The organism is Flavimaricola marinus (genome assembly GCF_900184895.1).
GTDB classification, from domain to species: domain Bacteria; phylum Pseudomonadota; class Alphaproteobacteria; order Rhodobacterales; family Rhodobacteraceae; genus Flavimaricola; species Flavimaricola marinus.
Window position 1 is genome coordinate 354,047 of record NZ_FXZK01000003.1, and the last position, 13,281, is coordinate 367,327.

Consider the following 13,281-nt stretch of genomic DNA (forward strand, 5'->3'; position numbering starts at 1 on the left):
TCCGCGATCACTTGGGGTATGCAGTGGCAAAACCACTTCCAAGGGGATTCCCATGTCCGATATCATCTATACCAAAGTGGACGAAGCGCCGGAATTGGCGTCTGCGTCGTTGCTCCCGATCATCCAGTCCTTCGCGGCTGCGGCCGGGGTGTCCGTGGGCACAAAGGATATCAGCCTGGCGGGCCGCATCCTCGCGGCGTTTCCCGAGCATCTGAAGGAAGACCAGCGCCAGTCCGACGATCTGGCCGAGCTTGGCCGGCTGGTGAAGACCGCCGAAGCCAACGTGATCAAGCTGCCGAACATCTCGGCCTCGGTGCCGCAGTTGGTCGCCGCGATCAAGGAGCTTCAGTCGCAGGGCTATGCGATCCCCGACTACCCGGAGGCCCCTGCGACCGACGCCGAAAAGGACGCCCGCGCCAAGTATGACGCGCTCAAGGGCTCTGCCGTGAACCCGGTTCTGCGCGAGGGCAATTCCGACCGCCGGGCGGCCAAGGCCGTCAAGAGCTTTGCCCAGAACAACCCGCATCGGATGGGCGACTGGACCGCAGACAGCAAGACACATGTGTCGTCGATGTCGGGCGGTGATTTCTTCTCAAACGAAGTTTCGGCCACGCTGGACAAGGACACCACCGCCAAGATCGTGTTGGTGTCGGACGAGGGCGAAACCGTGCTCAAGGAGGGCGTCAGCTATCCCGCTGGCACCGTCGTCGACGCCACCTTCATGAGTGCCGCCGCGCTCAAGGCGTTTCTGGCCGAGCAGATCGAGGCGACCAAAGACGAAGGCACCCTGTTCTCGCTGCATATGAAGGCGACCATGATGAAGGTCTCCGACCCGATCATCTTTGGTCACGCCGTCAAAGCCTTCCTCGCCCCGGTGTTCGAGAAGCACGCCGCCGCGATGGCCGATCTGGGGGTGAACCCGAACGCGGGCCTCGGCGATCTGCTGGCGCGGGTCAAGGACAACGCCGCGATCATGGCCGATATCGATGCCTGCATGGCCGCCCGTCCGCCGATGTATATGGTGGATTCTGACAAGGGGATCACCAACCTGCACGTCTCGTCCGACGTGATCATCGACGCCTCCATGCCTGCGCTGATCCGCGCTGGCGGCAAGGGCTGGGGCCCGGATGGCAAGGAATCCGACACCAACTGCGTGATCCCGGACAATTCCTATGCACCGGTCTATGACGAGACGATCAAGTTCTTCAAAGAAAACGGCAAGCTGAACCCGGCCACCGCAGGCACCGTCCAGAACATCGGCCTGATGGCGCAGAAGGCCGAGGAATACGGCTCTCACCCGACCACCTTCGAGATCCCCCATGCGGGGACCGTCAAGATGATCCTCGACGACGGCACCGTCCTGCACGAGCACAAGGTCGAGGCGGGCGACATCTGGCGCTCTGCCTCCGCCCGCAAGGCGCCGATCGAAGACTGGGTGAATCTGGCCATCGACCGCCAGAAGGCCGAAGGCTGCCGCGCGATCTTCTGGCTGGATGCGGACCGCGCCCACGATGCCGAGCTGATCGCCTATGTCACCCCGATCCTCGAGGCCAAGGGCGTTGCCGACAAGTTCGAGATCATGGCCCCGCGTGAGGCGACCCGCGCCTCGTTCGAGACCATCACCAAGGGCGAAAACACCATCGCGATCACCGGCAACGTGCTGCGCGACTATCTGACGGACCTGTTCCCGATCCTCGAGCTTGCGACCTCGGCCAAGATGCTGTCGATCGTCAAGCTGATGAACGGCGGCGGCCTGTTCGAGACCGGGGCAGGCGGCTCTGCCCCCAAGCACGTGCAACAGCTCGTCGAGCAGAACCACCTGCGCTGGGACAGCCTTGGTGAATTCTGCGCCTTGGGCGAAAGCCTGACCTTCCTTGCGGATGTGAAATCCAATGAGAAGGCCCGCGTGCTCGGCAAGGCGGTGGATGCCGCGACGCAGGGCATCCTCGACAATGGCCGCTCGCCTTCGCGCAAGGTCGGCGAGCCTGACAACCGCGACAGCCACTACTGGTTTGCCCGCTACTGGGCCGAGGCGCTGGCCGCGCAGAGCGACGATGCCGAACTGGCTAAGCATTTCGGCCCGATTGCCGAGGCGCTGGCCGCGAACGAAGCGGCGATCCTGTCCGAGCTCGCCGCCGTTCAAGGCCCTGCTGTCGACCTGGGGGGCTATTACAAGACCGACGCCGCCAAGACCGCCGCCGTGATGCGCCCCTCGAAGACGCTGAACGACATCATCGGCTAAGTCGGTTTTGTGATGCTTCGGGCCGCGCCTCCGATGATCGGGGCGCGGCCCGTTCTTTGCGATTGCCGCAAGATCGGGTCAGCCGAGCACGCAGGCCGCGAGGTGATCCGGTCCGCGCCGGGTTAGCTTGATGTCTTCGGCCTGCCGGAACCGGACGCGCAGCTTTGTGCCGGTGGTTTCGGCCAGTTCCAATGCATCCCGGAAGGGCTGCGGCACGGCCTCTGATGCAAGCACCGCCGCCATCTTTTGGGCCGCGTCCGCATCCTCAAACACCAGTGTTCCGGCAAAATCGCTCTCACGCGTGACGTCTGTCAGCGTGTCGCAGAGTGCCTCGTGTCGTTCAAGAATGCGCACGATATCGTCAATCTCCCAGCCGCATTGTGCGGTGGCGACAGGACAGCGTGTGTGAAACCGGCACCCGCGTGGCGGCCGCGCCGGATCGGGCACGGCACCGTCCAGAACCGCCTTGTTTTCGCTGGCTGCCCCCGCCGGGCCGAGATCCAGCTTGGCGGCCATCAGCGCCCGTGTATAGGGGTGGGCCGAGGCGTCGAATATCGACCGTGTTGGTCCTGCTTCCACCACCTTGCCCAGATACATGGTCACGATCCGGTCCGCCATGTGTTCGACCACCGACAGATCATGGGTGACGAAGAGATAGGCGAGGTTCCGTTCGGCCTGTAGGTCGTTGAGAAGGTTCAGGATCTGGGCCTGAACCGAGACGTCCAGCGCGCTCGTCGGCTCATCGAGGATGATCAGCTCTGGATCGAGCGCCAAGGCCCGGGCAATCGAGATCCGCTGTCTCTGCCCGCCGGAAAACTGGTGCGGATAGCGGTAGAGGTGCTGCCGACCGAGCCCCACTTGTTCGAGCAGTTCGACGACCCGTTCGGTCAGATCAGAGCCGGAGGCCTCCTTGTGAACCCGCAAGGGCCGTCCGACCAGGTCAATGACAAGGTGACGGGGGTTGAGCGACGAAAAGCTGTCCTGAAACACCATCTGGCAATTGCGCCGAAACCGGTTCTTGGCCTCGATGGGCATGGTCTCGATGCCGTGGGCGGCGTTGATCGCGGCCAGCGCCGCGTGTCGCTCTGCTTCGGGCAAGGTCTGGGCGGCGTCCAAAGCAGCGAGGCTGCTGCTGTCGAGGTCGTAATAGGTCTGCCCCGAGGTCGGCGCGATCAGCCCGCTGACCAGCCGCCCCAACGTGGTCTTGCCGCAGCCGGATTCGCCCACGAGCCCGAGGGTTTCGCCCCGTCGGATGTCAAAGCTGACGCCATCGACCGCCCGCACCTGACCGACCACCCGCTGAAGCGCTCCGGACCGGATCGGGTAGTGTTTGGCCACATCGCGCACGCTGAGCAGGGTGCCGCCGTCCTTGCTCGCATCGGGGGTAAAGCTCGATTGCAGCCGGGTCATGCGCGGGCCCTCGATGCTGTGGTGATCGGATGCTCCAAAAAGCAGGCGACGTCGTGTCCGGCGCTGACGGGCTGTAGTGCCGGGTCGTGGCTGGCACAGGGCCCGTGCGCCTTTGCGCAGCGGTCGGCAAACCGGCAGGACGGCCCCGGATCGATCAATTCGGGCACCGATCCCGGGATCGCCGCCAGTTGTCCGCGCGGTGTGCGCGTGGTCGGCACGGCCGCCAGCAGCCCTTGGGTGTAGGGGTGGCGCGGGTTGGTGAAAAGCTGCTCTACGTCGCCGATTTCGACGACCCGCCCGGCATACATCACCGCGACCCGGTCGCAGATGTGGCGCACCACGGACAGGTCGTGGCTGATGTAGATGACGCTGCTGCCACGGCTGGTCTGCAACTGCCGGACCAGATCGAGGATCCGCGCCTGCACCGTCACGTCGAGCGCTGTCGTCGGCTCGTCTGCGATGATCAGATCGGGGTCACAGGCAAGCGCTTGCGCGATCATCACCCGCTGCCGCATCCCGCCCGACAGCTCATGCGGAAAGCTCTGCATGACCCGTTGCGGATTGGGGATCTGCGTCTCGGAGAGCGCCGCGGCGATCCGTTCGTCCAACGCCTGCCGGATGGCCCGGTGTTTGCGCCGCATGGCGCCCGAGAGCTTGACCAGGAGGCGGTCTGTGCCGCGGTCCTGCTGGCTGGCCAAACGCCGAAGGGCCGAGGCTTGCCAGCCCGGCTGGTCCTCCGCGATCCCGGCAGCGGCCAAGAGGTCGGCATGACGATGCTGCAGGAAAACCTCGCCCAGTTGCTCGCCTATGGTCAGCGTCGGGTTCAGCGCCTTGCTCGGATCCTGAAAGATCATGGCGATCCGATCGCCCCGGATATCGCGCATCCGCGCGTCCGAGATCGTGAGCAGATCAAGGCTTTCGATGCCGGTCTGGTCGCATGTGGTGCACCCTTGGCCACGGCATTTCGGGCAGGGGGCGGGCCTGCGCCCGCTGTCGTCGCAGCGTTCGCAGCCGTCGCCTTGGCAATCGGGGCAAGTGGTCTGCGGCCGGAACATGACGCTGCCGCCTGCCAGAATGCCCGGTGGCACCGGCAAGAGCCGCAGAAACGCCCGCCCGGTGACGGATTTTCCGCAACCGGTTTCCCCCACCAGCCCCAGCGTTTCACCGTCGCGCACGTCGAAGTCGACGCCGTCGACGGCATGCACTCGTCCAGCCTTGGACTGAAAGTGAACCTTCAGCCCCCGCACCGAGGCGATGGTGACAGGCGTGACGGGTCGCGCCGATTTGGTGTCGGACATCTCCATGCTCATCACCGGCCCTCCGTGCGGGGATCTAGCGCGTCGCGCAGCCCGTCGCCCACGAGGTTGAACGCCAGCGCCCAGAGAAAGATCATCAGCCCCGGAAAGGTCGACGCCCACCAGCGGCCAGAGGCGATGCCCGCTTGCCCTTCGGACACCAGCACCCCCCATTCCGCGATCCCGGATTCCGCCAGCCCGATGAACGACAGGGTCGCTCCGATCAGAACGATGGCCCCCATATCGAGCGTGGCTTGCACGATGACCGGCGTGGCCGCATTGGGCAGGATGTCACGGAAATAGATGTTGAGCCGGCTGTCTCCCATGATCCGGGCGGCGTCGACGTAGTCGTTCTGTTTCACCAGAATGATCTGCGCCCGCATGATCCGGGCGTATTTCACCCAGAATACAAGGCACAGCGACAGGATGATGTTGGTGAACGACGGCCCGAGGATGGCGGCAATCGCCAGGGCAAAGATCAGTTCGGGGATCGACAGGAACACATCGACGATCCGCATCAGGATCTCGTCGATCTTGCCACCCACCATGCCCGCGATGCTGCCTATGGCGGTGCCGATCACGACTGTGACCGAGACCACGATGATCGACAGTTGCAGCGATGTTCGGCTGCCCCAGATGATTCCGTAGAGCACATCGCCGCCGGTGTTGGTGGTGCCCAACGGGTGGTTCGGGGTGCCGGGCGGCATCCGCAAGGCGCCCCAGTCGCGTGGCATCTGATAGGGGTCTGGCGCGTTTGGCGTGGTCAGCCACGGCGCGAACAGCGCCATGCTCAGCATCAAGAGGATGATGACAAAGCCGAAGATCGTCGTCGGGTTCGACAGGATCTTGACGGCCAGTTCGCCAGAGCGCCGCATACGCACCCGCAGCGCCGTTTCGCGGGGCAGGGACGGGCGGCGGAGGGGGGAGGATGCATCTGTCATGCTCAGTCCCCCAACCGGACGCGCGGGTCAAGCTTGGCATAGATGATGTCGACCACCAGATTTGCCAGCAGGAACAATACGCTGGTGAACAGCACATAGGTCATGATCGTGGCCTGATCGCCGCGCACCACGGCGTCGGCCATCCAGCGCCCAAGGCCTGGCCATCGAAAGATGATCTCGGCGGCAATCGCCCCCTGCATCAGAAACGCGATGGTCAGGCCGATCACGGTGACCGTCGGCACCAGCGCATTACGCTTGGCATGCCGCTTGAGCACCAGCCGTTCAGGCAGGCCCTTGGCGCGCGCCGCATCGACATAGTCCTGCTGGAGTTCTTCGATCAGGGATGACCGCATCATCCGGGCAATGATCGCCACCCCGCCAAAGCCCAGCGTGATCGAGGGCAGAACGAGGTGCCAAAGCGCGTCGAGCAGAGCGGTCAGGCTGCCCGCGAGGATCGAATCGATGATGTAGAACCCTGTCGGGTGGGCGATGCTTTCCCAGATGTCATTGGTGCTGCGTCCGACCGGGAACCAGCCCAGATTGGCCCAAAACACGATGAGCAGCAGGATGCCAAACCAAAACAGCGGCAGGCTGGCGGCACTGACCGCGACGATCCGGGTAATATGGTCGGGCATCTTGTTGCGGCGCACCCCGGCATATGTCCCGAGCCACAGCCCAAGCGCCACGGCCACGATCGCGGAGGTGATCGACAGCTCCATCGTCGCCGCGAATTTCGCCGGAAAGACGTCGGCAACCGGGGCGGAGGCCACACCGGACCAGCCGAAATCGCCCTGAAACACGCCCTTGAGCCAGTAGAAATACTGCACCGGCAGGGGCTTGTCCAAATTGAAGCGCTGTTCGATTTGCAGCACCTCGGCGGCGGACATCTCGTGGCTGAGATAGACCCCCACAGGTGAGCCCGCGATGCGGGTCAGCGAAAACACGATGATCGACACCCCCAAGAGCAGGATGGGCAGCACGATCAGACGTCGGATGATATAGTCGCGAAGTTGCATGGGGCCTCGTCTGGCTCAAATGGGGCAGGGTGGTGGGCCGGAGCAGGCCCTTGGCATCCGGTCAGACGCCAAGGGCCATGTCGGTCGGCGCCTAGTTCTGCTTGTCGTAGAGCGCGAAGTTCATCGACGGGCGTGGCCACAGCGGCTGGATCACCATGCCCTTGATGGTGTCACGATAGGCGGTGACGGCCCCTTCCTGCGCCCCGATGAGCCACATCGGATCGTCGTAGAGCACGCGCTGTGCCTCTCCGATCAGGTCCGCGCGGGTCGCCGGGTCGAGCTCTTGGGCAATCGCGTCGATCAACGCGCCGACGGCCTCGGGATCGGCGTAGCCGTTGGCAAAGCCGTGCACCTCGCCCCATTCGCCGTCGGGATGGGCATAGGTCTCCAGATAGGCCGACGGGTCTGCCGCTGGATCGCCGTTCTTGGCCCACATGGCATATTCGACCGGGCTTTGGGCCAATGCCTCGTCAAAGACCGCCTCGGCCACTCCGGCCACGTTGATGCGGAAGTTCGGGTTCAGCCGCTCGATTGAATCCTTGAGGATCAGGCACTGAATTTCGAACAAAGACCCGGATTCGACGACAACCGAGACGGTGAATCCTTCGTCCCAAACACCGGCTTCGCGGAACAAGCGCTCTGCTTCGGCCAAATCCTGAGTGTCATAGATCGGGGCTTCTGGATCATACCCAAACACGCCGATTGGCACGTAATGCGGATTGACCTGACCAAACCCGGCGAGGGCGCCATTCACGAAGGCGTTGTAATCGAAGGCGTAGTTGAATGCCTTGCGGATACGGACATCGTGAAAGAAGTCGAGCGGGATTGTATCGCCCGACGGCAAGACGCCTTCGGGGATGTTGAGGTTGAACCCGATGTGCAGCGGCTCCAGCAAGAGCCCTTCGCCGTAGACGATAACGCCTTCGACGCCTTCAAGATCAGCAATATAGGAAGGATCGGTCTCGACCGTATCAAACTCGCCCGCGCGCAGGCCCAGCACCCGCACGTCCGGATCAAGCCCGAATTCCCAGCGCACGTTGTCAAAGGCTGGCGTGCCCCAATAGCCGTCGTTGACTTCGATCGTCAGGTTCTCGGTGCGGTTCCAGCCCGCAAGCTGATACGGCCCGGTGCCGACAGGATTTCCCGAGAGAAACTCGTTTGGCTCACCTTCGGCGACACCGCCGTTTGCCTCGACCGCGTCCTGGCTGACGATGGAGGCTGTCATCGGTAAGACCGACGAATACAGGAAGCTTGCGTCAATCTGGTTCAGCGTCACTTCGAAAGTGAAATCGTCAACGACGCGCATCTCGGCGATCTTGTCGCTGAGAATATCAGAGGCCCCTTCGGGCATCGCCATTTCAATCACCCGGTCCCACGAATACATCACATCGTCGGCCGTGAACGGGGTGCCATCGTGGAACACCACGCCTTCGCGCAGCGGGAAGGTGTAGGTCAGCCCATCCTCCGAGATCAGCCCATTGTCGCGGGTTGGCACCTCTGTCGCCAACGACGGCAACAAATCGGCAGAGTCGGCCCCGACCGTCAGCAGCCGATCATAGACGTGAAAGATGACCGCTTCGCCGCCCGCGCCCGGTTCGACCTGCGATGGGTCGAGCGTGGCGGGTTCCTCATCCGCGCCGTGCACGATGGTGTCGCGCATGTCCTGAGCAAAGGCACCTGTGGCAAAGAGCAGGCCGATGGCGGTCGTCACGACCAGTGGTCGCAATTCGAGACGTCTTTCGAAGTTCATTGTGGTTTCTCCCCCCTGTGATCGCTCAACCTGCGAAACCTCTTAAACACGTCTCCTCGTAACCCTCAGCTTGCGCAATCGTTTGCACCGGCAAGCGTAGCAAAGCGATGTCTTTGTGTCTACGGTTTCACCGTGACGCGCATGTCGGGGGGATGGGCCGCAACCAAGATGTTGTGACTGTTGGTTAATACTAGGCGGGCGGGGGCGGGGAGGCGGGCCAAGACATGCGACGGAGAGAGGCACCCCCGTGATCCCGCGACCGAAAGCAAGACCCGGCGAAGCGGGATTCTCTGCCCATTGCGTCCGCGTGCCAATTCACACGGCTAACCAATACGCATGACGGCTGTGACGCTCATCGCCCCGGGGAGACGCACACGCCGCATCCAACCTGCAACTCAAAATGGCTGACCGCCGTAATCAGATGCGCCGCGTTGCTATCGGATAGAAAAGCGGCACCATCGAGATGATGCGCTCCTCACCCCTTCCGTTTCTCAAAGAATGGTAACAGCAACGGGGCAATCAGTGAAAACAGCAAGGACAGCGCCAAGAGGCCCGAGCTTGCCGCTGCCCGCTGTATCCAGTTGGGACGCACCAACAGTGCCTCGCTGCGGCCAGCATAGGCGATTTCAACCATGCTGTTGGATTCGACCCCGAGGCCCACGACATGAATGCCCGCTTCGCCATCACTGTCCATGGTGATAGAGCCCGACACCTGATTGGAGAAGAGCCTTGGCTCGTCCAACGGCTCTTCATCCTCACATGGCGAAATCCAGTTCCTCTTGCACACTATGCGGATCGCATCGCCGCGCCGGATTTCGCCCTGCCGGGTGACGTCAGGAGACCACGAGGGCAAGAACCGCGCCAACAGTCCCTGTTCATAGATCGTATACTGGCCTTCCAGCACATAGCCGGTCGAGCCTGCGCCGATCTCTTGGCCGATGGTCACATGGCCGACGAAGGCGAGCGCACCGTTGCGCTGTGCGTCCTCGTGCGAGAGGATGAAGACGGTATTGGCGGGCCAATTTGACCCCTCGTTCAACGACGTGATGCGCAGGTCGTCTGTCGTCCAGTCGATCCGAAGCTGTTGGCCCCGGACCCATTCATAGTCCTCGTCCGGCAAGGTGAGTTGGCTCGCCATCGCGCCACAATCAGGATCGGTAAGATCACGGTCCAACGACGGAGCGCAAACGATGGCGCCATCCAGATTCCACTGCAGCGGCTCGCCCATGATCTGGACCTCCGCCGAAAGGCTGCGTGCCTGAAGCTGAATCGTCCGCGTAGGGGCAAGCAGGATCAGAACGGTGAGCAAGACCATGATGGCGAGCGCGAATTGAGCGGTTTTGCCAGCCGCTACCATGCGGCGAAGGGTGCGTCGGATGGCACCGAAGGGCGGACGAGGATCCGGCGCCTCTGTCATCTTGTGTCGATCAGGATTGTCTCGATCCGGCCCCGACGTCCGTTCTTGATCGGCTGTAATTCCACATAGAATTGCGTCATGTCGAGCGGCAGTGGCAACACGCAACGCTGATCGAAGGCCACCGAGATATCGGCGCCGATCGGCTCGCATTCGACGCCGGAGCCCTGCTGCGGATAGGCGACGACCCTGTCGGCGTCAAAGCTGTTCACAAAGATCGCAAAGCTATCGCCGGGCCGTGCATCGCGCCACAGGCCGAGGGCGTTTGGCGTGTCGTCCGTCACGGCGTCGCAATCGTCGCGAGTGATGCGAATGCCAAAGCCTTCGGGGTGCAGGCTCGTGATGATGCCGTCATGCTCGGAATCGCGCAGGTGCGGCACCTCGACGGGGGCGGTCAGGTCTTGCGGCATGTGATAGGTGTTCACGCTGTCATACAGCCCGTCAGACGAGTTGGTCCGCACGCAAAAATGCGGGGCATCGGCCCATCGCGCCGGGATCAGAGCGTGCAGATCGGCCTCCGCCGACCCACCCAGAAACTGAAGCCCCACAACCCGCGCGCCGCCTGTGTTGGCCTCGGGGCGGACGGATTCGTTGAAAGGCTCTGTCACCAGACGCGCCTCTTCGGCAGTGGACGGCGCAGGCAAACTGGTCAAAACTGAGAGCAACCCCGCTGCGAGAGCCGTCATCATGCTGAAATTGGTTTTGTCGTTTGTCACACTAGTCACCGTGGCTACAGCATCTTGGGCGCAACCTGTTCGAATCGACGCCTACCAAAATGGGCAGGGCTTCATGTTCAAGGATAGTGGCATCTGTTGGGTCTTGATGCCAAGACATTTGCTCGACGATCTGGACGACCGGTTCGAGGCGGAAACCTCGCCCGCTCCGTCGCTCTTTGGCAATGGAACCGCATTCGCGGATTTCTGGGACGGCATGGATTTCGCCATCGGCAATCTGCGGCAGGCGGCGGGGGATACCGCTTGCACCGCCAGTCTCGAGGACATCTCGCAGACCCGCCTGGTGGCTGGGCGCGTCCAACGCGGATTTCTGCGCTATGTCGAAATCGGCGGAAATGTCGTCGATTACCCCATGACCATCGTGGATACCGGCGATCACAAGACATTTGACGCCGAGTTCACCCGCGCGGGCGATCGGGCGTTTCAGGGCATGTCGGGCGGGTTCTTCTTTGCGCAGGGCCAGCCTGTGGGCATGGTGGTGCGAAGCCCGGATGGCGGGCTGCGGATGACCTTCATCCGGATCGAAGAGATCGCCTTTGCCACACGCCAGTGGCTTGCGGGACGGTCCCGCAACGTGGTGCTGGTCCCCAACGCCCAAGCGGCAGAGCGCGGGCAACTACCGCTGCGCCTGCTCGACTATGGCACACCTCCCGTGTCACCGGACACCTCGGCCGAGGGGCTGGCGAACGCGACGGGGGCCTATCATTTCGACTTTACCGGCCCCACGACGCTGACCTTCGGCGTCGGCGAGGGGGCCGCCGCGGTCGGCGTCAGCCGGGTGCGGGTGGTCTCCGAAGGTGACGGGGCCAAGCCACTGGGCATACGCATCATGATCGACCCCTCCGAGGGCGGCGGCAACCCGCAGCGCTTTGCCCGTGGCGAAATGGCGCCCGATGGCACATTCGACACCAGCGACCGCGCCGAGCGCTTTGCGCGGCGGGTAATCATCGCAATTGACAGCGTGCAGGGCGCTGGCCCGGTGCGGATCGACCGGGTCGAAGTCTATTGAAGCTGGCCCAATAGCGGGATCGTCAGGCTGATCGGGCCGGTGAACTGATTGCTTGAAAAGCTGTGACTGATCGAACCGACCAGTTCGCCGCTATCATTCAGCCGCGCCGTGCCCCAGGCGGCACCGACAAAGAAGCTGACCTCCGTCCCGCCCAACCGATTGAAGCAGTCGTTGGGGCGGGTGGGAGAGCCAAAGCAATTTTGATCCTCCAGATAGGGACCGATCGGGATCGGAAAGCTGCCGGTTCTGTCAGAGGACAACGACCCATTGGCGTTCATCCACCGGGCAAACCCCGAGTTGACCTCCTCTTCGCCCTCGACAGAGGCAAAGGCGATCAAGGTGGGTTGGGTCTTTAGATAGGCCTCCAGCGCCACGCCGCGGGCGACGCCGCTGGTGCTGCTGAGCCCGGCACGCAGGGCCAGCCGCTGCATCGCGGCATCCCCCGATGCCAGCATCAGCCGCATGGCCGTGAGCGCCTTTTCCTCGTTCGGGCCGTTCAACACCTCCATCAATTGCTCCAGCTCCGATGTCGGTGCGTCGAGCGCTCCGAGGATCTCGGCGGCAGTGGATTGCGCCACCGCCGGCAGAGGCATCAGCAGCGCCAGCGCCATAGCTCGGATCATGGGCGCACCGGGATCGAGACGGGCACCGACGGTGTCATTCTGCCAACCTGCACCATTCCGGTCAGGACGCCTTCGGCATTCAATGTCAGTGGTGTCCAGCGCTGCCAGAGATTGATCGCGACGTTGGATTCACTCAGCGTGACAAGGCAGTAGCTGGCACTCGCATGATAGTCATAGCAGCCATTGGCATCGTCGAAGCCACCGACCTTATGAGACACGAACCCTGTGCCTTGCCCATCCACGGTGCCGTTGACGTTGTTGAGACTGCCGGTAAACGAGTCCAGGTCCAGCGACGAACCGTCAATGAAAATGTCCAGAACCGGGCCGCTGTCGAAATAGGCTTTCAGCGCGGCGCGGCGCACGGCAGGGCTGGTGCTGGTCAATCCATGTTGCAGAGCCATCCGGCTGACCTGTTCGTCCTCCAGCCCGATCATGATCTGCATGGCGGCCAGAGAACGCTCGGGATCCGGATCGTTGAGCAGCGCAGCATACTCGTCGATCGCGTCCATCTTTTCGTCGACCATCGCGGCAATGTCTGCCGCCGAGGTCTGCGCCCATGATGGGCCTGCCACGCACAACAGCGCGGCTGTGATCAGTGGAATGTATTTCATTGCAAACGCTCCCATACCTAAATCAATGCGCTAAACACTACTTCAGCGAAATAACGGGTCAAGCTGCGAGTCGAGATACAGGGGCAAGCCTTTGACACGGCAAACAATATCGAAGGAGGCACAACGCCGGCCCCTTGGGCCGCTTGCGTTATCGCCAAAACCCCTTCGATTTGACGCAAGTAGGGGCCAAAGGCGCAGAACTGTCGGCTCAAAGGAGCGAATAGGTGCGGGCGCAA

Annotated in this window: 11 protein-coding genes; 2 read left to right on the forward strand and 9 right to left on the reverse strand. The window is 62.8% G+C overall.

Translation table 11 applies throughout. The features are described from left to right. Positions 1-52 precede the first annotated feature (52 nt). Positions 53-2,242, forward strand: a complete 2,190-nt coding sequence (locus tag LOM8899_RS10630; protein WP_093992178.1) for an NADP-dependent isocitrate dehydrogenase — start codon at positions 53-55, stop codon at positions 2,240-2,242. A gap of 78 nt (positions 2,243-2,320) precedes the next feature. Here the strand turns inward: LOM8899_RS10630 and LOM8899_RS10635 are convergent, their stop codons facing one another. The 7 genes from LOM8899_RS10635 to LOM8899_RS10665 form a co-directional block, all read right to left on the reverse strand. Then, on the reverse strand, positions 2,321-3,652 hold the full coding sequence (locus LOM8899_RS10635) for an ABC transporter ATP-binding protein (protein WP_093992179.1): 1,332 nt from the start codon (positions 3,650-3,652) through the stop codon (positions 2,321-2,323). Next, positions 3,649-4,962 (reverse strand): oligopeptide/dipeptide ABC transporter ATP-binding protein, encoded by a 1,314-nt coding sequence (locus LOM8899_RS10640; protein ID WP_093992180.1) that lies wholly within the window; start codon positions 4,960-4,962, stop codon positions 3,649-3,651. The genes LOM8899_RS10635 and LOM8899_RS10640 overlap by 4 nt, the downstream gene beginning before the upstream one ends. Continuing rightward, positions 4,962-5,888: an ABC transporter permease gene (locus tag LOM8899_RS10645; RefSeq protein WP_093992181.1), complete on the reverse strand. Its 927-nt coding sequence runs from the start codon at positions 5,886-5,888 to the stop codon at positions 4,962-4,964. The genes LOM8899_RS10640 and LOM8899_RS10645 overlap by 1 nt, the downstream gene beginning before the upstream one ends. Before the next feature lie 2 nt (positions 5,889-5,890). Further along, the gene (locus tag LOM8899_RS10650) at positions 5,891-6,904 is read right to left on the reverse strand and encodes an ABC transporter permease (RefSeq protein ID WP_093992182.1); all 1,014 of its coding nucleotides are present in this window, start codon (positions 6,902-6,904) and stop codon (positions 5,891-5,893) included. A 91-nt stretch (positions 6,905-6,995) separates the two neighbouring features. Next, positions 6,996-8,654 carry an ABC transporter substrate-binding protein gene (locus tag LOM8899_RS10655; RefSeq protein ID WP_093992183.1) on the reverse strand — a complete coding sequence of 553 codons (1,659 nt, stop codon included), beginning with the start codon at positions 8,652-8,654 and terminating at the stop codon, positions 6,996-6,998. Between the two features lie 475 nt (positions 8,655-9,129). Continuing rightward, positions 9,130-10,071, reverse strand: coding sequence for a hypothetical protein (locus LOM8899_RS10660; protein WP_093992184.1), 942 nt, complete (start codon positions 10,069-10,071; stop codon positions 9,130-9,132). Beyond that, positions 10,068-10,784: a hypothetical protein gene (locus LOM8899_RS10665; protein ID WP_133065011.1), complete on the reverse strand. Its 717-nt coding sequence runs from the start codon at positions 10,782-10,784 to the stop codon at positions 10,068-10,070. The genes LOM8899_RS10660 and LOM8899_RS10665 overlap by 4 nt, the downstream gene beginning before the upstream one ends. Before the next feature lie 106 nt (positions 10,785-10,890). Here LOM8899_RS10665 and LOM8899_RS10670 point away from each other — a divergent pair, with 106 nt between their 5' ends. Then, positions 10,891-11,811: a hypothetical protein gene (locus LOM8899_RS10670; RefSeq protein WP_133065012.1), complete on the forward strand. Its 921-nt coding sequence runs from the start codon at positions 10,891-10,893 to the stop codon at positions 11,809-11,811. Here the strand turns inward: LOM8899_RS10670 and LOM8899_RS10675 are convergent. Both LOM8899_RS10675 and LOM8899_RS10680 read right to left on the reverse strand, forming a co-directional pair. Continuing rightward, complete coding sequence (locus LOM8899_RS10675; RefSeq protein ID WP_133065013.1) at positions 11,805-12,434, reverse strand: hypothetical protein; 630 nt, start codon at positions 12,432-12,434, stop codon at positions 11,805-11,807. The genes LOM8899_RS10670 and LOM8899_RS10675 overlap by 7 nt on opposite strands. Next, positions 12,431-13,045 (reverse strand): HEAT repeat domain-containing protein, encoded by a 615-nt coding sequence (locus tag LOM8899_RS10680; RefSeq protein ID WP_133065014.1) that lies wholly within the window; start codon positions 13,043-13,045, stop codon positions 12,431-12,433. The genes LOM8899_RS10675 and LOM8899_RS10680 overlap by 4 nt, the downstream gene beginning before the upstream one ends. Positions 13,046-13,281: the final 236 nt, after the last annotated feature.